Below are 21,103 nucleotides of genomic sequence, written 5' to 3'. Positions count from 1 at the left end.
AGCCTCTCCAATCATCGACCACGAAAGGACCACCGGTGCCCCACCAGTCGTCCCCGCCCCTCCTCCCCCTGACCGCCGCACAACGCGGGATCTGGAATGCCCAGCAGCTGGACCCGACGTCCCCGTACTACGTCGTGGGAGAGGTCCTCGAGCTGCGCGGCACCCCGGAGGCCGGTTCCGGAACCGACACCGACCTGCTCGCCGAGGCGCTCCGGCTGACCGTCGACGACGCGGAGACCCTCCGTCTGCGCTTCACCGAGACTGCGGACGGGCCGCGTCAGTACGTCGACGAGACCCCGGCGGAACCGCCCGAGATCCTGGATCTCTCCGACTCCCCCGACCCCCGTCTCACCGCCACAGCGATCATCGACGCCGAGAAGGCCGCCTGCGGTGAGCGGTGGCGCACCATGACCGAGGGCCCGCTGTTCCGGTACCTGGTCCTCGACCTCGGCGGAGAAGACAACGAGGTGTGGTGCATACAGCTGTACCACCACATCATCGTCGACGGCTACAGTGCTGCGCTGCTGACCAGACGTACCGCGGCCCACTACACCGCCCTCGCCGGCGGGCGCCCGGCGCGGAAGAACCGCTTCGCCCCCGTCAGTGAGGTTGTCGAGAACGACGTCACCTACCTCTCGGGGCCGGACCACGCCGCTGACCGGGACTACTGGCTGGACCACCTGTCGCCCACCCCTGACACATCCGGACGCGAGGACCTGGTCCACGGTGCCGGAACAGCAAGCATCACCACCTCCGTCCGGCTCGGTGCCGCCGACGTGGACGAACTCAAGACCCGGGCAGAGACCCACGGCCTGGTGTGGTCCGACATGGTCATCGCGGCCTACGCGGCCTGGTTGCGAAAGCTCGGCTTCGCCGGGAGCACCGACGACGGACGGTGCGAGGCACTGATCGCGCTGCCGATGATGGCCCGGACGTCCGGCCCGCTCCGCCGTACCCCGGCCATGCTGGTCAACATGCTTCCCCTGCGGTTCCCGGTCGACCCTGACGCGAGCATGACCGATCTGGCCACGGTGGCGCGCGTGTCACTCGACGCGGCGCGGGCACACCAGCGTTTCCCCGGCAGTGAGTTGGCCCGCGAACTGGGCTCCCCGGCCGTCCTGCACGGCATCGGAGTGAACCTCAAGACATTCGACTTCACCCTCGACTTCCACGGGGTCCCCGGTGTCCTGCGTAATGTCGCCGGTGGCCCGCCGGAGGATCTCGTCCTGGTCGTGACCCCTGCCGCCGACGGTGGTGTCGACCTCGCCTTTGAGACCGACCCGCACAGCGTGAGCGCCGCCACCGCCCACCGCCGTCTCGAGGACATCCGGACGCTGCTCACCGCCGACGGCCCGCTGAGGAACATCCGGCTGCAGACAACGGAGGACACCGGATCCGCCGCCCGGGAACGCTCCGGGGCCAGGTTGCCCGACCACCGCCCGAGCCTCGACGAGCTCATCGACGGGCTGGCCACAGGTACCGGAGGACTCGTCCACGGTGGTGCTGCCGCTGACCGCACCGAGCTCGACGGCCCTGCGCTGTCCGCCCGCATCAGCGAACTGTCCGGCCTGGTGACGCAGTACACCCACCAGGACGAGGTCATCGCCCTGGACCTCCCGAAAGGGGTGGAGCTGGCCGCGGCACTCCTGGCGGCGTGGCGGACCCACCGTGTCGTCGTCGTCCTCGACCACGAACACCCGCAGGCACGACGGGACCAGATCCTCGCCGACTCCGGTGCGGTCGCCGTCCTCGACGACACCGGCGTCCGCCCGACCGACACGACACGTCCCGGCGGTACACCACCGGCGGTCACCGGCCTGGCGTACCTGCTCTACACCTCGGGAACGACGGGCACGCCCAAGGGTGTCCAGGTCCCCCGGAGCGCCGTCGAGGCACTGTTCACCGGCCACCACTCCACGCTGTATCCGGACGCCTGGTCCCGCGCACGCGGCAGCACCGACGGCACCGACGGCACCAGCCTGCACGTCGCCCACACCGCGTCCTTCTCCTTCGACGCCGCGATCGACCAGCTCTCCTGGATCTTCACCGGCGCAACCGTGCACCTCTACCCCACAGACATCGTCGGCGACCCTGCCCTGATGCGGGCAGCACTCATCTCCGACGCGATCGACGTCCTGGACGCCACGCCGTCCCTGGCCGGAGCCCTGATCGACTCTGGGGCGCTGGACGGTACAGGCGGCACGGATGATGTGGATGGTGCAGTCGTATCAACGGTCATCCTCGGCGGTGAAGCCGTCCCCCAGTCACTGTGGGACCGGCTCGCCGCCCTGTCGGCCGGGTCGTCATTCGCGGCCTGGAACGTCTACGGTCCCACCGAGGCCACGGTCGACGCCCTCGCCGCCCGTGTCACCGACGGGCCGGTGAGCATCGGCGTCCCCGTGCCCGGCATGACCGCGGAAATCCTCGACGTCGACGGCGAAGTCGTGCCCGACAACGAGGTCGGTGAACTCTACCTGTCGGGCCCCCAGGTCGCACTGGGCTACCACGGTCGTGCAGAACAGACCGCCGCAGCATTCGACGGCGCGGGCGCGCACCGGCGCTACCGTACCGGTGACCTGGTCTCCTGGGTACCGGACGCCGACGGGTCACGCCGCGGCTCCCACCGCTTCCTCGGACGCGCCGACCAGCAGCTGGAGATCCGGGGCCACCGGGTGGAACCCGCCGAAGTCGAAGCCGCACTGCTGTCCCTCCCGCCGGTCACCGGTGCGGCCGTGGGGACGTTCGGCGATCCCGGCGCGCTGAAGCTCGTCGCCCATGTCACGACGGACGGCTCCACAGTGACGGCGGCGACGGCGGCCTCACTGCGCACCGACCTGGCTGCCGTCGTCCCCGGACACCTCGTCCCCACCCGTCTCCTGGTGCACGACCGCCTTCCGTTGACCGTCGGGGGAAAGGTTGATCGTGCCGCCCTGGCATCCCTGGCGTCTCTGGCGTCTCAGGCGTCCCCCGTCACGGCCGGTCCCGACGCCGGACACTCCACCCGCCGCATGCTGACCGACGCCGAACAGGCAGTGGCGGACGTCGTCACCGACCTGCTCGGTAGCGGCGACGTCGACCTGGACCACGACTTCATCTCCCTCGGTGGCGACAGTATCGGTGCCCTCACCGTCGCCGGGCGTCTCCGCCGCCGAGGGTGGGCCGTTCAGGCGAAAGACCTGCTCACCGGCGTGGATCTCTCTGATGTCGCCGCCGCGGCGACCAGGGTCACAGCGACCGGCGGCCAGGCCGCAGAAGGCGGCACCGGTGGAACCGCCGCCACCGGAGCAGTCCGGGAACTGCGCTACGACACGGGTGCCGTCCCCACCGGTACCGTGTCAGGACCCCGTCCGGTCTACCTCGGGAGCATGACGCTGCCCGACGGATCTGCACCGGTCACCGCGACCACCGCGGCAACCGCCGCCACGGCCATGATGACCACCCACGCGGCTCTGCGGGCGGTCCTCGACGACTCCGACAACTGCGACGACTCGGCTGCCGACGCCCCGAGGTTCATCGTCCCCCGCACCCCTCTCGTGCCTGCGGAGTCCGTCATCGCCTCCGCGACGGTCACCGACGACGAACTCGCCGGGTCCCTCGACCCGGCGTCAGGCATTGTGTGGCGGTTCGCCGTCTCACCGGGTCCGGACGCGGGACACACCGTCCGAGTCGCCGTCGATGCCGGCGTCACGGACCCCGCGTCCTCCGCGCTGCTGCTGGACGATCTCACCGATGCGCTGCGGGGACATCACCTCAGCCACCAGGACGGCGCCGTCCGCTCATGGCGCGCCGACGCGCCCGCACCCCGGGAGGTCATCTCTTCCCCGGTCGTCACCCGCAGATCCCCTCTGCCCCGTGCACGTGAACTCTTCGACCGCCTCTCGGCGCTGTACTCGGTGACCACCGAGGACGTGGCCGCGGCCGCCGCACTGCTGGCGACCGGAGGCCCGGTCGACCTCCTCACGCGGGCGCGGACAGAGCACCCGGTTACGGCCGGGGACGCCGTGCTCGGCGCGCTGAGCACCGTCCGCCGCATCCCCGCGCTCCCCGCCACCGCACCCGTGTCCCCCCGCTCAGCCCTCCTGCACGCCAAGGAGCATCTACGCATCGTCGACGACCATGCCGGGGCACCACACTCCCCCGTACTGACCGTCGCGTGCGGTGACACCCGGATGGTCCCGCACGGGTACACCGCCCACTCCCCTCTTCTCACCGTCGGTGACGGCGACCTCGTCCTGGCCACCGGTTCCGACCATGGGCAGGACACGCTGGAGAAGGTCACCGACGCCGTCACCGGCCTGGCGGTGCTGTCGCTGACCACCGACGGCGGCGCGACACCCTCGGACCTGCATCTGGACGGTGTCAGCCAGGACACCATCGACACCTGGGAGCAGCACCACGGCCCGCTGGCGGACGTCCTCCCCGTGTCACCGCTGCAGGAGGCCCTCCTCTACCACTCCGTCAGCGGTGGCGACGGCTACGTCCTCGCAGCGGGTGTGGACCTGCGCGGCACCGTCGACGAGAACCGCCTCCACCAGGCCTTCCACGACGTACTCGCCCGACACGACCTGTTGCGCGCCCGTTTCGACACGACGACAGGTGATGAGCCGGCGCAACTGATCCCCCGCGACGTCGACCTCCCGTGGCGCCGTGTCGACCTACGGACGCTCCCCCGCCCGGCCGCCGTCGGCGCAGCGGACGACCTGCTGCGCGAGACGGCGCTGCGCTCCGTCGCCCCTGAGACCGGCCCTCTCGTCACCGCCACCCTCGTTCTCCTGCCCGACGGCGGAGAAGACCACGGGGCGGACACGGCCTCGGCACGGCTGGTGCTGGGCAACCACCATCTGCTCACCGACGGATGGTCCACCCCGGTGATGCTCCGTGACCTGCTGGCCCTCTACCACGGGGAGCCCCTGCCCCCGGCCGCACCGTACTCCGACTACCTGGACTGGCTGGCAGGCCAGGACCCCCACGCCGCCGACGCCGCCTGGCGTTCACGTCTCGGTGGGCTGGCCCGTGGCACCCTCGTCGGCGCCCTCGCCCCGGCGCGCGGCCGCGGCACCGACACCGACACCGACACCGTCGGCGAGACGGTGCAGGAGATCACCCCGGACGCCACCACGTCCCTGCTGTGGCGCGCCAGACAGGAGGGCGTCACCCCGAACACCGTGCTGCAGGCCGCCTGGTCGCTCACACTGGCCGCCCTGACCGGACGCGACGACGTGGTCTTCGGCACCACCGTGTCCGGCCGGCCCACCGAGTTGGAGGGCATCGAGAACACGGTGGGACTGTTCATCAACACCCTGCCGTCACGCGTACAGCTGGACCGTGGAGACTCCCTCACCGGCCTCATCACCGGCATCGGCCGCGCCCAGGCGGACATGACCGTCCACGCCTCCACACCGCTGGTCCACATCGAACAGCTTTCCGGGCTCGGCACCCTCTTCGACACGCTGGTGGTCTACGACAACTTCCCCACCCTCGCGACCGACGATCCCGACACACCCGACGCACCCGACGCACCCGACGACGCGGGACGGATAGCGGTCACCGAGGTCCATGCCGACGGGATGACGAACTTCCCGCTCTCCGTGGTCGTCCCTCCGGGGGACACTCCACGCATCGTCCTGGCGCACCGTCCGGACCTGATCGACCCTGCGTTCGTCGAACGCGCGGCACAGGCCCTGACCACCGTGCTCCAGACCTTCGCCGACACCGCCGCACCGGACGGACGGTCCGTCGGTGATGTGCTCGGCACAATTGCCGCCACCACACCGCCCTGGGCCCCGGACGTCGCGCCGTCCCCCGTCACCTCCGCACCTTCCGCACCCTCCGCACCTTCCACGCCGCCGGCCTCCCCCTCGACCGCCACCGGTACCGCCGACGTGATCGCCGGTGTCATGGCGGAACTCCTCGGTGTCGACCACGTAGGGACCGACGACAACTTCTTCGACATCGGCGGGCACTCGCTGCTCGCCATGCGTCTGCTCGGGAAACTCCGCCGTACCGGCACCCACGGGCTGGACGCTGTCACGATCCAGGACATCGTGGAGACCGGATCCCCGGGTGCCCTGGCAGCACGACTCGCCCCGGACGCCGGGGACGGGGACGGGACGCCCGGACAGAACGTCCTGCCTCTGGCCGACGGTAGCGGGGAGCCGCTGGTCTGCGTCCACCCCGCCGGCGGCCTCGCCCTCCCGTTCCGGGGACTGGCGGCACGCCTGGCCCACCTCGACATCCCCGTGACCGGCCTCCAGCTCCCCGACCCCCGCCCGGACGGTGCAGATGTGGAATCCCTGGCCGCCCGGTACGTCGACACGGTGCAGCAGGTTCACCCGACGGGTCCCTACCGTCTGCTGGGCTACTCCTTCGGTGGTGTGGTGGCGCAGGCCATGGCGGCCGAACTGCTCCGCAGAGGTGAGGACGTCAGCTACCTCGGCATCCTGGACGCCTACCCCGCCGGCACAGCCCCCTCGGGTCCCCTCGCCGGGACCACCGGTCTGCCCGAGGTGGGCCAGCTCACCGACGGACAACTCGAGGCTCTCACCGGGACGGACAGGGACGGCGGGACGTCCGGACTCCCGGCTCTCCGTGAGAACCTGGCGTTCTGCGACGCATTGCTGCGGTCGGCCGCACCGGTGGACCTGTCCGGGTTCACCGGAACAGCCCAGATCATCGTCGCCACCCGCGCGGACCACCGGCTCGTCGGCCGGCCCGACGACGCCGGTGCGGCACACGGCTGGGATCCGGTCCCCGCCTGGCGCGCCGCCCTCCCCCGGGATCCGGACACCCTGTCCCTCGACACGACCCATGCAGGACTGACCAGCGACGACGGGTGGGACCGTATCGCCCCCGCCATCACGAAAGCCCTGATGACCGCAAAGGAACCACTGTCATGACCGACGTCCTCGCCAACGGATTCTCCCGTCAGAGCGCCGAGCACTACCGACACCTCGGAGCGTGGACCGGAGACACCCACTGGAAGCTCTTCCGACGGGCCGTCACCGCCCGCCCGCACGCCACGGCCGCCGTCGACAAGGTGCGCTCGCTGACATGGGCGGAACTCGACGCCGCCGTGGCCCGCGCGGCCACCGTCCTGGCCCACGCCGGGGTGGGTCGCGGGGTCAAGGTCATCGTGCAACTGCCGAACAGCGTGGCCTACCTGGAGACCGTCTTCGCCCTCTGGCGGCTCGGTGCGGTCCCGGTCTTCGCGCTGCCCGCCCACGGGGCATCCGATGTGCGCCACTTCGCGATGCATGCCCCCGCCTCCCACTACATCGGGACGTCGAACCCGAACAGGCACCTGACACGCGTACAGGCCGACCTCGCCCAACCGCTCCCGGACGGAAGAACACCCACGTGCATCCTCGTGGATGAACGCGCCGACCAGCCCTGGACCCCCGGCAGCACCCGTTCCCCCGGGCAGGGCGCCCTCCCCGCCACCCCCACCCCGGGGGCGGCGGACGACCTGGCGTTCCTGCAACTCTCCGGTGGTACGACCGGGGTCCCCAAGCAGATCCCCCGGACCCACGACGACTACCTCTACTCCGTCAGGGCCTCCATCGACGTCTGTGACCTGCACGCGGACGACGTGCTTCTGGTTGCACTGCCGGCGTCACACAACTTCACGATGAGCTCGCCGGGGATTCTCGGTGCGGTTCAGGTCGGTGCGACGATTGTCTTCGCTGACGGCCCGATGCCGACGGAGGTGCTGCCCCTCATCGAGCGACACCGGGTCACCCATCTCGCACTCGTCCCGCCCGCACTGATCAGCATGCTCAACTACCCGGACAGGGCGGAGCACGACCTGCACAGCGTACGGACCGTGTGGGTCGGCGGCGCCAAACTCTCCGAGGCCGCGGCCCGTCGGGTCCGACCGGAGCTCGGGTGGAACCTCCAGCAGGTCTTCGGCATGGCCGAAGGCCTCGTCAACTACACGCCGTTGGACGCCGGTATCGAGGAGATCGTGTCGACACAGGGCCGGCCGATGAGCCCGTACGACGAGATCCGTGTCGTCGACGACGACGACAACGAGGTCCCCGAAGGCACACCCGGGAACCTCCTCACGCGTGGGCCGTACACCATCCGCCAGTACCACCGTGCCCCGGAGGTCAACGCGCGCTCCTTCACCAGCGACGGGTTCTACCGCACCGGCGACATCGTGGTCTTCCGGGACGGTACGCTCACCGTGGTCGGACGCGCGAAGGACCAGATCAACCGCGGCGGAGAGAAGATCGCGCCGGAGGCCGTCGAGAACGTCCTCCTCACCCATCCGGGAGTGCATGATGTCTCGGTCGTCGGTGTCCCCGACGAAGTCCTCGGGGAAAAGACGCGTGCGTTGGTCATCCCCCGGGAGAATGCCGCCGCGCCGCTCAAACCGACAGCCTTGAAGAAGTACGTGAGGGAGCAGGGGCTGGCCAGTTTCGCGGTGCCCGACATCATCGACATCGTCGACGAGTTCCCGTTCACCGGCGTGGGGAAGGTCAGCAAGAAGGACCAGGCGGTGAGCCCGTCGTGACCGGCTCGTCGAAGGGTTCCGTAGCCCTCCTGGCGTTCCGCCGGACCGGCGCCGCCGTCCTGGGCTGCGGACTTCTGGCCGCCGGAACACCGACGACGGCACACGCGGGAGCTGCCGCCGCTGCCCCCGGCTCTGCACCGCCACAGGTGGTGTTCATCCTCCCCGGACAGAGCGTCGGAACGGTGCCGTACCTGCTGATGGAGGCGGCACTCGAGAAGTCCGGCTACGACGCGAGGATCCTCGACCTCGACGGAACCGATGTCCGCGCCGATGCCCGCGTCCTCGCCCGGAGCGTCGACCGTGTGACCGCAGCACATCCCGGTGCCACGGTGTCTCTGGTCGGACACAGCGCAGGGGGTATGAGTGCACGGGCCTACCTGACGTCCCACCACGGCTCGACGACGGTGGCCAACTACGTGGCGATCGGCAGTCCCCAGTACGGCAGCCCCAGTGCGTGCCTGCAGGGCGGCACGGCGGCCGACTGGACGGAGGGCAGTGCCGGGTGACACCGATTGACCCGCCGTCACCGCTGCTCAACGGAGGGTTCCACCATTCCGCGGAACCGGTCCAGCCGGAGGTGATCACGGCGGTGGCGACGGCTCTCAGCGGCCACTGCGCCGGAGAGTACGTCGACGAACCCGACGGCGCCATCCGGGCACGGGACACCATCTTCAGGGACGGACTCTGACCGCACAGAAGAAACGCCCCCGCCACCGGCGTAGCCGGGGCGGGGGCGTGACTGCGTCGAGCGGCGCAGAGTCCCGGGAAGAGGGACTAGCGGGCCTTCTCGATGATCTCGACGAGACGGAAGTGCTTGTCCTTGGACAGCGGCCGGGTCTCCTCGATGCGGACGAGGTCGCCGATGCCGGCGATCTCGTTCTCGTCATGCGCCTTCACCTTGGAGTTCGCGCGCATGATCTTGCCGTAGAGGGCGTGACGCTTGCGGTCCTCGAGCTCGACCACGATGGTCTTGCTCATCTTGTCGGACACGACGTATCCGGAGCGGACCTTACGTGCGCCCTTGGTGTTCTCGTTGCTCACAGTAGCCTCGCTCATTATGCGTCGTCACCACCGGGGACGGTGGACAGTCCGAGCTCGCGCTCGCGCAGGACGGTGTAGATCCGGGCGATGTCGCGCTTCACGGTGCCCAGTCGACGGTTGTTGGACAGCTGACCGGTGGCGGACTGGAAGCGCAGGTTGAACAGCTCTTCCTTCGCCTCCGTGAGACGGGTGGTCAGTTCTTCGTTGTTGAGCTCGCGGAATTCGTGAGCCGGGGTTCCGGTAGCCATCAGAACTGATCCTCCTTCTTCACGATGCGCACCTTGCAGGGCAGCTTGTTGCCGGCACGACGGAGCGCCTCGAGGGCGATCTCCTCGTTGGGGTACGACATCTCGAAGAGAATGCGGCCGGGCTTGACGTTTGCCACCCACTTCTCCACGGGACCCTTACCGGAACCCATACGCACGCCGAGCGGCTTCTGGGTCAGGGGGCGGTCCGGGAAGATGTTGATCCACACCTTGCCACCACGCTTGACGTGGCGGTTGATGGCGATACGGGCGGACTCGATCTGACGGTTGGTGATGTAGGTCGGCTCCAGGGCCTGCAGGCCGTAGTCACCGAACGTCACCCGGTTACCGCCCTTGGACACACCGGAGCGGTGCGGACGGTGCTGGCGACGGTACTTCGTGCGCTTGGGGATAAGCACGGGTTAACCCTCCTGCTTCTGCTCTGCGCGCTGGCGCCGGGCACCGCCGCGGCGCGGACGCTCACGGTTGTTACGGCGCGGACGCTCGTCGCGTGCGTTCTGCAGGGACTCGCGGCGACCGCCGACGACGTCACCCTTGTAGATCCACACCTTGACGCCGATGCGTCCGAAGGTGGTGTGGGCCTCGTAGGTGCCGTAGTCGATCTCGGCGCGCAGGGTGTGCAGCGGAACGCGACCCTCGTGGTAGCGCTCGGTGCGGCCCATCTCGGCACCGCCGAGACGACCGGAGCACACGACCTTGATTCCCTTGACCTCGGGCTGACGCATCGCGGACTGGATGGCCTTGCGCATCGCGCGGCGGAAGGCCACGCGGTTGCTCAGCTGCTCGGCGATGGACTGTGCCACCAGCTGAGCGTTCGCGTCGATGTTCTTGACCTCGAGGATGTTCAGCTGCACCTGCTTGCCGGTGAGCTTCTCCAGCTGACCGCGGATGCGGTCGGCCTCGGAGCCACGGCGGCCGATGACGATGCCCGGGCGGGCGGTGTGGATGTCCACGCGGACCCGGTCGCGGGTGCGCTCGATGACGACGTCGGCGATGCCGGCGCGGTCGAGGCCCTTCGACAGGAACTCGCGGATCTTGATGTCCTCGGCGAGGTAGTCAGCGTACTGCTTGTCGGCGTACCAGCGGGAGCGCCACTCGGAAGTGATACCCAGCCGGAGGCCGTGGGGTTGGATCTTCTGGCCCACTACTGAGCACTTCCCTTCTGGCTCTCGACAACCACGGTGATGTGGCTGGTGCGCTTGCGGATCTGGAAGGCCCGACCCTGGGCGCGCGGCTGGAACCGCTTGAGCGTCGGGCCCTCGTCGGCGAAAGCCTCGGAGACGACGAGCGTGCGGGGGTCCAGGCCGAAGTTGTTCTCCGCGTTGGCCGCTGCGGAGGCGACGACCTTGGCGATCGGCTCAGACGCCGACTGCGGCGCGAAGCGCAGCAGTGCCAGGGCGTCCTCCACGGACTTGCCGCGGATGGTGTCGATGACGCGGCGTGCCTTCATCGGGGTGACCCGGACGAACTTGGCGGTGGCGCGTGCGTTGTTGACAGCGGTGTCAGACATGTCTATCGCCGACCCTTCTTGTCATCCTTGATGTGACCCTTGAAGGTCTTGGTCGGGGCGAACTCGCCCAGCTTGTGACCGACCATCGAATCGTCGATGAACACCGGGACGTGCTTCCGGCCGTCGTGGACGGCGAAAGTGTGGCCGATGAAATCGGGAAGGATGGTGGACCGGCGAGACCAGGTCTTGATGACCTTCTTGGTGCCGGCGTCGTTCTGAACGTCCACCTTCGCGAGGAGGTGTTCGTCGACGAACGGGCCCTTCTTGAGGCTGCGTGGCATTCTCAACTACCTCCTTTAGCGCTTCTTGTTCTTGTTGCTGCGGCGACGGCGGACGATCAGCTTGTCGCTCGGACGGTTGGGCTTGCGGGTACGGCCCTCAGGCTGACCCCACGGGGAGACCGGGTGGCGACCACCGGAGGTCTTACCCTCACCACCACCGTGCGGGTGGTCGACCGGGTTCATGACGACACCACGGACGGTCGGACGGACGCCCTTCCAGCGCATACGGCCGGCCTTGCCCCACCGGATGTTGATCTGGTCGACGTTGCCGACCTGACCGACGGTGGCGCGGCAACGGATGTCGACGCGACGGATCTCGGAGGAGGGCATGCGCAGGATGGCGTACTTGCCTTCCTTACCCAGCAGCTGGACCGAGGCACCAGCGGAGCGGGCCATCTTGGCACCGCCGCCCGGCTTGAGCTCCACGGCGTGGATGGTCGTACCGGTCGGGATATTGCGCAGCGGCAGGTTGTTGCCCGGCTTGATGTCGGCGGCTGCACCGGACTCGACGATCGTGCCCTGCGTCAGACCGCGGGGGGCGATGATGTACCGCTTCTCGCCGTCGACGTAGTGCAGCAGCGCGATGTTCGCGGTGCGGTTGGGGTCGTACTCGATGTGCGCGACCTTGGCGGTGATGCCGTCCTTGTCATTGCGACGGAAGTCGATGACACGGTAGCGCCGCTTGTGGCCGCCACCCTTGTGACGGGTGGTGATGTGGCCGTGGACGTTGCGGCCGCCGCTCTTGGACAGCGGGCGCAGCAGAGACTTCTCCGGGGTCGAGCGAGTGATCTCGTCGAACTCGGAAACGGAGCTCTGGCGGCGACCCGGCGTAGTCGGCTTGTACTTGCGAATAGCCATACTTCTGCTCTCTCTTTACCTGTCGGTATGCACGGCCGCTTACGCGGTCGCACCACCGAAGATGTCGATGGGATCGCTGCCGGCGACCAGGGTCACCATGGCGCGCTTGGTGGCCTTGCGCTGCCCGTAACCGGTGCGGGAGCGCTTACGCTTGCCCACGCGGTTGAGGGTGTTGACGCTGGCGACCTTCACACCGAAGATCTGCTCGACGGCAATCTTGATCTGGGTCTTGTTGGAGTCCGGGTTCACCAGGAACGTGTAGACGTTCTGCTCCATGAGTCCGTAGGACTTCTCGGAGACGACGGGCGCGACGATGATGTCCCGGGGGTCGGCGATGGTGCTCACTTTGCCTCCTCCTTGGCTGCAGCCTTCGCGGTGTCAGCGACGGCGATGAAGCCGTTGAGCGCCTCGACGGAGAACACGATGTCGTCTGCGTTCAGCACGTCGTAGGTGTTGAGCTGATCGAAAGCCAGGGTGTGGACGTTCGGCAGGTTGTTGGCCGACTTCCATGCCGTGACGTCCTCGCGACCGAGGACGACCAGGACGGACTTCCGGTCGGTGAGACGCTCGATGAACGTCCGCGCGGCCTTGGTCGACGGAGTCTGGCCTGCGACGAGCTCCTCCACGAGGTGGATGCGCTCGTTGCGGACGCGGTCGGTGAGGGCTCCGCGCAGGGCGGCGGCCTTCATCTTCTTGGGGGTCCGCTGGTCGTAGTCACGCGGCTGCGGACCGTGGACCGTGCCACCACCGGTGTAGTGGGGGGCGCGGATCGAACCCTGGCGGGCGCGACCGGTTCCCTTCTGGCGGAACGGCTTGCGGCCACCACCGCGGACCTCGCCGCGGGTCTTGGTGGCGTGGGTGCCCTGGCGCTTCGCGGCCAGCTGGGCCACGACGACCTGGTGCATCAGCGGAACGGACGGCTCCACGTCGAAGATGGACGCGGGCAGCTCGACCGAGCCGTTGGTGGCACCGTCGGCGGTCTGGACGTTGAGGGTCAGATTGCTCATGCGTGTGCACCGCCCTTCACTGCGGTCTTGACGGTGACGATACCGCCGTTAACTCCGGGGATGGCACCCTTGATGAGGAGCAGGTTGGACTCGAGGTCCAGCTTTGCGACCTTCAGGTTCTGCAGGGTGACGCGCTCGTTGCCCATGCGGCCTGCCATCCGGGTGCCCTTGAAGACACGGCCGGGGGTGGCGCAGGCGCCGATGCCGCCGACGCGGCGGTGGGCGGCCTGGTTACCGTGGGAGGCGCCCTGGCCGGCGAAGCCGTGACGCTTCATGGCGCCGGCGTAGCCCTTGCCCTTGGAGGTGCCGGTGACGTCAACGAAGGTGACCTCACTGAACAGTTCTGCGGTGATGTCCTGGCCGACCTCGTAGGCGGAGGCGTCGTCGACGCGGATCTCCGTCACGTGGCGGCGCGGGGTCACACCGGCCTTCTTGAAGTGACCGGCCTGCGGCTTGTTGACCTTGCGCGGGTCAATGTCGCCGTAGGCGATCTGGACGGCGTCGTAGCCGTCGATGTCCTTGGTGCGCACCTGGGTGACGACGCACGGCCCAGCCTCGACGACGGTCACCGGGACGACCCGGTTGTCTTCGTCGAAGATCTGGGTCATGCCGAGCTTCTTGCCCAGGATGCCCTTGATCTCGTTTTCACTCATAATTCAGTCTCCGCTGCCTCAGTTCAGACTCAAGTCCACAATCTCTGACGAGATCACTGGATGTTGACGTCGACGCTTGCCGGGAGATCGATGCGCATCAGGGCGTCAACGGTCTTCGGCGTCGGGTCGAGAATGTCGATCAGGCGCTTGTGGGTGCGCATCTCGAAGTGCTCGCGCGAGTCCTTGTACTTGTGCGGCGAGCGGATGACGCAGTACACGTTCTTCTCAGTGGGCAGAGGCACAGGGCCGACCACACGAGCACCGGTACGGGTGACCGTTTCGACGATCTTCTTCGCAGAAGCGTCGATTGCCTCGTGATCGTAGGCCTTGAGCCTGATGCGGATCTTCTGTCCCGCCACGCTAGTCCTCTTCCTCGTGTCCCTCTCGCCCGGACGTCCGGGTCCGAGGGAACTTCTTTTCAATGTCAACGCTGTCCGGCCCGGGGCCTGGCACAGTCGCCAGTTATGACGTCGGTTGGTCTCACGGTCGCCCGGGTGCCGTCGTGGAAACGATGGCAAACACGGTGTCCGTCCGACCGGCACCGGGATCTCCCCGGTGGCCGCCGAATCATGGTGAGGAAGAGCCCCTCCAACGTGGTGGCCGGGATCTTCACTTACTGCCGCTGTTTATTTGCCATGCCCCACTCCGGCCCCCGCGGTCGGGCGTGTCCGCCGTCTCCGCGTGGGTTACCGCACGACAGTCCCGCCCCGTACCGGAAATCCGTCCGGCATGAGGCGATATGTCGATGATGGTTCATGCTCACTTCACCATCTGCGCCGTCTCGCGGTCACCACTGTCCCAACCACCGGTTCCGATACGGCCTGATGACGGGGCACAAAGCAATGACGCTCAGACGCAATGTCAAAGCAACGTCGACTATTAAACCACGGGCGGCGCTCACCTTCAAATCTGCCCCGACCCCCTGAACTGGTGGTGTCCCGTCGTCCCGAGCAGCCCACCGCCAGAAAATGAGTAGGCTTGACCGGAGTACCTCCACGGTACCGTCGCACGTTCTGTCCGACCCTTTCATCCCTTTCATTCCCGTCCTCCCCACCATCGAGAACAGTGAGGCCTCCCATGAGTGAGAACAACTCCAGCAGCGCATCCGGCAGCAACTCTGGCAAGCCGAACACGCCCGCCGTCCAGGACAACTCCCCGACCGCCGCCGACTCTGACCTGCTCACCGAGCACGGGAGGACCTCCGTCGCCGACGTCGTCGTGTCGAAGATCGCGGGCATGGCCGCCCGTGAGGTCTCCGGCGTCCACGATCTCGGCGGCGGAGCGTCCCGGACCATCGGTGCGCTGCGCGAACGCATCCCCGGCGGCCGCGTCAACGTGCAGCAGGGAATTTCAGTCGAGGTCGGCGACCGCCAGGCAGCCGTCGACATCTCCATCGTCGCCGAGTACGGGGTCGCCATCCATGAACTGGCCGAGGCGATCCGCCGGAACATCATCCTCTCTGTGGAGGAGATGACCGGTCTCGAGGTCACCGAGGTCAACGTCATCGTCCATGACGTCCACCTCCCCGACGACAGCAGCGACGAGGACGACGAGCCGGAGCAGTCTCCGCGGGTCCAGTAGTACCCCCCGGCGGCAGCCGCCGAGCTTCCCCGCAACACCAGCAAACCCCCGCAATCCCCCGCAGCCCGACGCCGACACCCGATCTTGGAGCCGTCATGAACAGCCCCGGAAACAGTTCCGGCCCCCACGGGCCGTCCCCGGACTTCCGCAAGGACCCCGAGTACCAGCGGATGCGCCGGCAGGTCATCCGTGACAACCATCCGGACACCGGAGGATCGGATGCGGAGCTGATTGCGGCCCTGCAGGAACTGGACGCGCAGTGGCGGCGTCGGACGTCGGTACGGCAGAGCGTCGACAGTGTGAAGCTCCCCGGCTTCATTCCCGACGACGTCGCCCGCCAGGCCACCGAGTTCGCCGGACGCACCTCGGACGAGGTGCTCCGTCGCGCCGAGGAGTTGCGGGCCCGAGGTTCGGTCATCGCCCATTCTCCGACGACACGGCGGGTGATGCGTGCCGCCGGCAAGTTCGTCCGGGACGCCGACCGTACCGTCCGGTCGCGGTTGCCCAGCAGTTTCCCCGGTGCCCGGCGATTCACTGACACCGGTACCGGCACAGACGAGAAATCCAACTGAAAAGTACTGACAGCTCTGATAGCGAGGTCATGATGAAGTACGCGACAATCATCGGCGTAGTGCTGGGATTCCTTCTGGCGGTCGGCGCCCTCTGGCAGGGCGTGGTCGGTTTCCTTGTGGTGCTCGTCCTCTGCGGGGTCGGCGGTGCCGTCGGCGCCCATGTGGAAGGCGTCATCGATCTCCGACGCGCCTTCAGCACCAGTGGTCGGGGACGGGGCTGATCCCCGTGGCCACGTCTGAGACCACCACCAGGACCACCACCGGGACCACCACCGCAGACACGACCGGCACCGCGGCAACCGAGGAACTCCCCCGCAGCGAGGCCTACCGGCAGCAGCGCACCCACACCTCCATCGAACTCAAGGTGCTCGAGAAGATCGCCACCCGGGCCGCCCTGACCGTGCCGGGCGTGATCCGTCACTCCTCCGGGATCGGACAGTTCACCGGTCGGCGCCTGCCCCGGATCAACGTCCAGATGGATCCGTCGGGGCACGCGGCGGTCGCCGACGTCCAGATCGCGACCCGGTGGCCGGCACCTACCGTCGCCGTGGCGCAGGTGACCCGGGAGACCGTCGGTGAATGGATCGAGCACATGACCGGGGTTCCCGTCCTCGCCGTCAATGTCGACGTCGCAGCGGTGGTACCGAACGCCGACGGCGCCGCCTCCATTTCCGTCGACGACCTCATCGCCGCTGCGCGGACGCCGGAACTCACCCGGGTCACGGCCACCCCGCTGCACGCGACCGCCCCCACCACCGACCGTACGGTGACCGACGTCGTCGTACCGTCCGCCCCCGCCCCGGTGCAGCCGGTGCACCCCCGGCCCGTCGAGTCCGTCCGTCTCAGGCCGGTCTCCGCCAGCGAGCCGCGGCCGGCCCGGCACGTCCACGCACCGGAACCCCGACCGGTTCTCCGTCCCTCGGCACCCACCCCGGTGCATGCCAGGAGGGTACCGACTCCCGTTCCGCCGACGGTCCACCGTCCCCGTTCCCCGTTCAGCGCCGCCCAGCCGCGCCTGCTGGAACCCGTCACAGTCAGTCATGTCGACGTGACGACACCTCCACCGGCGCATGGTCTCCCCGTCCTCTACGACATCCCCACCCCGACGGGTCCCCGCATGCGCGACATCCCGACACCACGAGGATTGCCGACCCGCGCCGTCCCCACGCCGCAGGGCCTCGAGGTGACGATCTTCCCGACCGCCCGGCGCCGACGTCGGATCCCCGTGACCGTCGACACCTCCCGCCGGTGGCCGGCCCGCCCGTCCGACGACGACCATGACAGGAGTCCGCGATGACCACTGCAGAACAACCGCAGCACTACCGCCCGGAACCGTCCGGACGGTTCGCGGTCGACCTGGCGGAACTGACCACGCCATCGACACCCTCGGCAGAACCAGACACCGGGAACGCTGACACCGCCCGCGCCCCCGAGCCCAAGGCCTCACCCCTGGCGAGGGGCTGGACTGTCGTCCTCGGCCTCACGCTCCTGGCCGGCACCGTGGTGATCGTCCGTGACCTGCTGATCGTCAACGGCTCAGTCACCGGCACCGAACTGCTTCCACCGGTCTTCGACTGGCTTGCCGGCGTGCACAGTGAACCGTGGATGCTGTGGGCGGGCATCGGATGCGCACTCGTCGCCCTGTTCTTCCTCGCCGTTTCCGTCCGTCCCCGGCGGCGCACCCACATGTCCTTCGGTGACGGAGCCGAGCTCTACGCCCGCCCCGTCGATGTCGCACGGCTGTCCACGGCCACGGCCCGCCGGGTCCCCGGTGTCCTGTCGGCGCACACCGTGACGACCCGCAAGAAGATCGCCGTCCGGGTGGTCACGGCCGTGACACCCGAGTCCACCGACACCATCCGGTCCCGGGTGAGCACACATGTCTCGGAACTCGCCGAGCTCCTGGACCCGGCCCCACGGGTCGACGTCACCGTCACGCGGGGAGGAGAAGGAAAATGAACCGAGGGAAAGCCGCCTTCGACAGGCTCGTAACCTTCCTGCTCTTTCTCGTGTTCGGAGGGCTCGCCTTCTGGACCATCGGACTCCGGCTGGGACTGTCCGCCGCCGAACGCATCGGCGACTACGGTGACCGCACCTTCTGGTCCGGCCTGAGCAGCCAGGACAACTACACCACGGTCCTCGTCGTCGCCGCCGTAGTCACCGGCGTCCTCGGTCTCGTCCTCATCGGGATCAACACCGAGCGCAAGCGTCTGGGGCGCACCGCCTCCCCGACCTCCGCGCCGACCGGGACGATCAGGACGTCGCCGGCCGACCTCGCCTCGGCCGTCGCCCAGTCCTTCGAGCACCGCGACGACGTCCGCGCCGCGACCTACCGTGCCACCGAAGACCGGCACACCGACATCATCGAGATCCGCCTCCGCATTCCCGCCGAGACCGACGTCGCCGACCTCAGCGACGCCTGCCGTCGGGCGGCCGCGGACATCACCCGCGCTCTGCCGGGCCAGGACGTGCGGCCCCGCTTCCTCATCCAGGCCGAACAACCGACACCTCCGCAACATTGACGGTGAGGCTAACCTACTGATAGTCTTCCCACAGTAAATGGACCCTCACCGGTTCTGTTCTGCGTCGACCATCAGAAGGAAGAACGTGGTCTCCGGCCGGGGTCGGGGCCCCTCGCGCCCATGACACACACCCTCAACACACCACCGGGGCCCGCCCCCGGTCCACAGGACACCGCAGAGCGGCCCGCCACGCGCCCCGCCGCCGTCGGGCTGTACACACGACGGACCATCGGCCTGGTCGTCCTCCTCGCCGCACTGTTCGTCGCCGTCATCGCCAGCCTCGCGCACGGCGCCAACCCGATCGCCTACACCGACGTGTGGGAGGCGATCTGGCACCGCGGTGAGAACGAGGCGTCCTACATCGTGTGGGACCAACGCTTCCCCCGCACCGTCATCGCCATCGTCACCGGTGCGGCGTTCGCACTCTCCGGGGCACTCATCCAGGCGCTGACACGTAACCCCCTGGCGGACTCCGGCATCCTCGGCGTCAACGCCGGAGCGGGCCTCGCGGTCACGGTCGGTGTCGGTGTCTTCGGCATCGCCGGCATCACCCAGTACATCTGGTTCGCCTTCATCGGTGCTGCCGCCACGACCATCCTCGTCTACGTCATCGGCGTCGCCGGCGGTGCCCGGGGTGCGAACCCCGCCACCCTCGTCCTCGCCGGAGTCGCCCTGGCCGCCGTGTTCGGCGGGGTCACCAGCTTCCTGCAGCTCATCGACCCGGACACCTTCGAGGCCATCCGCAACTGGAACCTGGGTTCCGTGGCCCGGACGTCCCTCGCCGACGCCCAGGCGGTCCTGCCCTTCCTCCTCCTCGGCGTCATCCTGGCGATTTTGGTGTCCACCGACCTGAACTCCATCGCCCTGGGCGACGACCTCGCCGCCTCCCTCGGGACCAAGGTCGTCCGCGCCCGGATCATCACCATCCTGGCGGTCACCGTCCTCGCCGGCGGCGCCACCGCACTGACCGGCGGCATCGGCTTCGTCGGCCTGATGGTGCCCCACGTGGTGCGCTGGATCGTGGGCCCCGACCAGCGCTGGATACTCCTCTACTGTCTCATCGGAGGACCGGTCATGGTGCTGCTGGCGGACACGCTCGGCCGGGTCATCGCCCGTCCCGGCGAGATCGAGGTCGGCATCCTCACCGCCGTCATCGGCGCACCCGTGCTGATCGCCCTGGTCCGACGGAAGACTGCGAGCGGCCTGTGAAGAACTCCGCTCCCGACATCGACTTCGGCTACACCAGCCGGACGGTGCGCACGTCCTTCACCGACCACCGGCTGCACATCCGCTCCGGCGTGGTCGCCTGCACCTTCATCGGTTCGGCGGCGCTGCTCGCACTCGTCGCCATCGGCATCGGCCAGTACCCCCTCAATCCGCTGGAGGTGTTCAACGCCATCGTCGGCAACGGTGAACGCTTCCACCGCATCGTCGTCGTCGAGTGGCGGATGCCCGTGGCGATCTCCGCGGTGTTCTTCGGCGCCCTGCTGGGCATCGGAGGTGCCGTCTTCCAGTCGATGACCCGCAACCCGCTCGGCTCACCCGACATCATCGGCTTCGACGCCGGTTCCTTCACCGCGGTGACGCTGACCATGCTGGTCATCGGATCCACGGCCTACTGGAACATCGCCGCCGCCGCGATCATCGGCGGCGTGCTGACCGCCTTCGTGGTGTTCCTCCTCGCCCGGAAGAACGGGTCGGTGCAGAGCTTCCGCCTGATCATCGTCGGCATCGGCGTCTCCGCCACCCTCGGCTCGCTGAACGCCTACCTGATCACCCGCGCCGACGTGGAGGACGCCATGATGGTCGGTTTCTGGTCCGCCGGGTCGATCAACCGGGTCACCTGGCAGTCGCTGCTGCCGGTGCTCGCCATCGGCATCGTGGTGATCGTCCTGATCGCGCTCCTCGCCCCGGCACTCAAGCAGATGGAGCTCGGTGACGACGCCGCCACCACCCAGGGCGTCAACGTCGAACGCACCCGCCTGGCGCTGATGGTCACCGGCGTGGCGACGACCGCCCTGGTCACCGCCGCCGCCGGCCCGATCGGGTTCATCGCCCTGGTCGCTCCGCAGCTCGCCCGCCGTATCGCCGGCACACCCGGCGTCACCGTCCTCGGTGCCGCCGCCGTCGGCGCCGCCCTGCTGACCTTCGCGCACTTCCTCTCCCTGGTCATCGCCCAGTTCTACCGGTCCATCCCGGTCGGCCTGCTGACCGTCAGTGTCGGAGGCATCTACATGATCTGGCTGCTGGTCCGTGAGGCACGGAGACAGTACGGCGCACCGAAACAGACCAACTGA

23 protein-coding genes are annotated in these 21,103 nt (G+C 68.5%); 12 read left to right on the top strand and 11 right to left on the bottom strand.

Annotated elements, in window-relative coordinates; translation table 11 throughout:
• Window positions 1-35 precede the first annotated feature (35 nt).
• From PQI66_RS06800 to PQI66_RS06785, 4 genes are read left to right on the top strand one after another with little or no spacing between them, the layout of a single operon-like run.
• The gene (locus PQI66_RS06800; RefSeq protein WP_339996984.1) at window positions 36-6,896 is read left to right on the top strand and encodes a condensation domain-containing protein; all 6,861 of its coding nucleotides are present in this window, start codon (window positions 36-38) and stop codon (window positions 6,894-6,896) included.
• Window positions 6,893-8,515, top strand: coding sequence for a (2,3-dihydroxybenzoyl)adenylate synthase (locus PQI66_RS06795; RefSeq protein WP_339996983.1), 1,623 nt, complete (start codon window positions 6,893-6,895; stop codon window positions 8,513-8,515). The genes PQI66_RS06800 and PQI66_RS06795 overlap by 4 nt, the downstream gene beginning before the upstream one ends.
• Window positions 8,512-9,021, top strand: coding sequence for an esterase/lipase family protein (locus PQI66_RS06790; protein ID WP_339996982.1), 510 nt, complete (start codon window positions 8,512-8,514; stop codon window positions 9,019-9,021). Before PQI66_RS06795 ends, PQI66_RS06790 begins: the two co-directional genes overlap by 4 nt.
• The gene (locus PQI66_RS06785) at window positions 9,018-9,203 is read left to right on the top strand and encodes a hypothetical protein (RefSeq protein ID WP_339996981.1); all 186 of its coding nucleotides are present in this window, start codon (window positions 9,018-9,020) and stop codon (window positions 9,201-9,203) included. Before PQI66_RS06790 ends, PQI66_RS06785 begins: the two co-directional genes overlap by 4 nt.
• 86 nt (window positions 9,204-9,289) lie before the next feature.
• On the opposite strand, the gene rpsQ is transcribed toward PQI66_RS06785, so the two are convergent.
• Genes rpsQ through rpsJ form a run of 11 tightly spaced genes read right to left on the bottom strand, consistent with a single transcriptional unit; the run spans window position 9,290 to window position 14,490 of the window.
• Complete coding sequence (gene rpsQ, locus PQI66_RS06780) at window positions 9,290-9,571, bottom strand: 30S ribosomal protein S17 (protein WP_339996980.1); 282 nt, start codon at window positions 9,569-9,571, stop codon at window positions 9,290-9,292.
• Window positions 9,571-9,804 carry a 50S ribosomal protein L29 gene (gene rpmC / locus PQI66_RS06775; RefSeq protein WP_038546298.1) on the bottom strand — a complete coding sequence of 78 codons (234 nt, stop codon included), beginning with the start codon at window positions 9,802-9,804 and terminating at the stop codon, window positions 9,571-9,573. Before rpmC ends, rpsQ begins: the two co-directional genes overlap by 1 nt.
• A complete protein-coding gene (gene rplP / locus PQI66_RS06770) occupies window positions 9,804-10,220 on the bottom strand; it encodes a 50S ribosomal protein L16 (RefSeq protein WP_038546294.1) in 417 nt (138 codons plus the stop codon). The genes rpmC and rplP overlap by 1 nt, the downstream gene beginning before the upstream one ends.
• Window positions 10,221-10,223: 3 nt before the next feature.
• Complete coding sequence (gene rpsC / locus PQI66_RS06765) at window positions 10,224-10,967, bottom strand: 30S ribosomal protein S3 (RefSeq protein ID WP_038546290.1); 744 nt, start codon at window positions 10,965-10,967, stop codon at window positions 10,224-10,226.
• Window positions 10,967-11,332 (bottom strand): 50S ribosomal protein L22, encoded by a 366-nt coding sequence (gene rplV / locus PQI66_RS06760; protein WP_038546287.1) that lies wholly within the window; start codon window positions 11,330-11,332, stop codon window positions 10,967-10,969. Before rplV ends, rpsC begins: the two co-directional genes overlap by 1 nt.
• A gap of 2 nt (window positions 11,333-11,334) precedes the next feature.
• Entirely contained in the window at window positions 11,335-11,613 is a 279-nt protein-coding gene (rpsS, locus tag PQI66_RS06755) for a 30S ribosomal protein S19 (protein ID WP_014010890.1), read from the bottom strand.
• A 15-nt stretch (window positions 11,614-11,628) separates the two neighbouring features.
• A complete protein-coding gene (gene rplB / locus PQI66_RS06750) occupies window positions 11,629-12,471 on the bottom strand; it encodes a 50S ribosomal protein L2 (protein WP_339996975.1) in 843 nt (280 codons plus the stop codon).
• 39 nt (window positions 12,472-12,510) lie between these two features.
• Window positions 12,511-12,816 carry a 50S ribosomal protein L23 gene (gene rplW / locus PQI66_RS06745; protein WP_038546277.1) on the bottom strand — a complete coding sequence of 102 codons (306 nt, stop codon included), beginning with the start codon at window positions 12,814-12,816 and terminating at the stop codon, window positions 12,511-12,513.
• Window positions 12,813-13,478 carry a 50S ribosomal protein L4 gene (gene rplD, locus PQI66_RS06740; RefSeq protein ID WP_339996974.1) on the bottom strand — a complete coding sequence of 222 codons (666 nt, stop codon included), beginning with the start codon at window positions 13,476-13,478 and terminating at the stop codon, window positions 12,813-12,815. The genes rplW and rplD overlap by 4 nt, the downstream gene beginning before the upstream one ends.
• Entirely contained in the window at window positions 13,475-14,131 is a 657-nt protein-coding gene (gene rplC / locus PQI66_RS06735) for a 50S ribosomal protein L3 (protein WP_339996973.1), read from the bottom strand. Before rplC ends, rplD begins: the two co-directional genes overlap by 4 nt.
• 53 nt (window positions 14,132-14,184) lie before the next feature.
• Window positions 14,185-14,490, bottom strand: a complete 306-nt coding sequence (rpsJ, locus tag PQI66_RS06730) for a 30S ribosomal protein S10 (protein ID WP_010120790.1) — start codon at window positions 14,488-14,490, stop codon at window positions 14,185-14,187.
• A gap of 718 nt (window positions 14,491-15,208) precedes the next feature.
• Here rpsJ and PQI66_RS06725 point away from each other — a divergent pair.
• The 8 genes from PQI66_RS06725 (at window position 15,209) to PQI66_RS06690 (ending at window position 21,103) form a co-directional block, all read left to right on the top strand.
• A complete protein-coding gene (locus tag PQI66_RS06725; protein ID WP_339996963.1) occupies window positions 15,209-15,712 on the top strand; it encodes an Asp23/Gls24 family envelope stress response protein in 504 nt (167 codons plus the stop codon).
• Between the two features lie 95 nt (window positions 15,713-15,807).
• Complete coding sequence (locus PQI66_RS06720) at window positions 15,808-16,284, top strand: hypothetical protein (RefSeq protein WP_339996962.1); 477 nt, start codon at window positions 15,808-15,810, stop codon at window positions 16,282-16,284.
• Window positions 16,285-16,316: 32 nt separating this feature from the next.
• A complete protein-coding gene (locus PQI66_RS06715; protein WP_339996961.1) occupies window positions 16,317-16,505 on the top strand; it encodes a hypothetical protein in 189 nt (62 codons plus the stop codon).
• A gap of 5 nt (window positions 16,506-16,510) precedes the next feature.
• Complete coding sequence (locus PQI66_RS06710; RefSeq protein ID WP_339996960.1) at window positions 16,511-17,581, top strand: Asp23/Gls24 family envelope stress response protein; 1,071 nt, start codon at window positions 16,511-16,513, stop codon at window positions 17,579-17,581.
• Window positions 17,578-18,243: a DUF6286 domain-containing protein gene (locus PQI66_RS06705; protein ID WP_339996958.1), complete on the top strand. Its 666-nt coding sequence runs from the start codon at window positions 17,578-17,580 to the stop codon at window positions 18,241-18,243. The genes PQI66_RS06710 and PQI66_RS06705 overlap by 4 nt, the downstream gene beginning before the upstream one ends.
• Window positions 18,240-18,806, top strand: coding sequence for a hypothetical protein (locus PQI66_RS06700; protein WP_339996956.1), 567 nt, complete (start codon window positions 18,240-18,242; stop codon window positions 18,804-18,806). The genes PQI66_RS06705 and PQI66_RS06700 overlap by 4 nt, the downstream gene beginning before the upstream one ends.
• Window positions 18,807-18,926: 120 nt before the next feature.
• Complete coding sequence (locus PQI66_RS06695) at window positions 18,927-20,015, top strand: FecCD family ABC transporter permease (RefSeq protein ID WP_339996955.1); 1,089 nt, start codon at window positions 18,927-18,929, stop codon at window positions 20,013-20,015.
• Window positions 20,012-21,103, top strand: coding sequence for a FecCD family ABC transporter permease (locus tag PQI66_RS06690; RefSeq protein ID WP_339996953.1), 1,092 nt, complete (start codon window positions 20,012-20,014; stop codon window positions 21,101-21,103). The genes PQI66_RS06695 and PQI66_RS06690 overlap by 4 nt, the downstream gene beginning before the upstream one ends.

The sequence above is a fragment of the Corynebacterium sp. USCH3 genome, assembly GCF_037619475.1.
Taxonomy (GTDB): domain Bacteria; phylum Actinomycetota; class Actinomycetes; order Mycobacteriales; family Mycobacteriaceae; genus Corynebacterium.
This window is presented reverse-complemented; position numbering and strand designations above follow the sequence as displayed.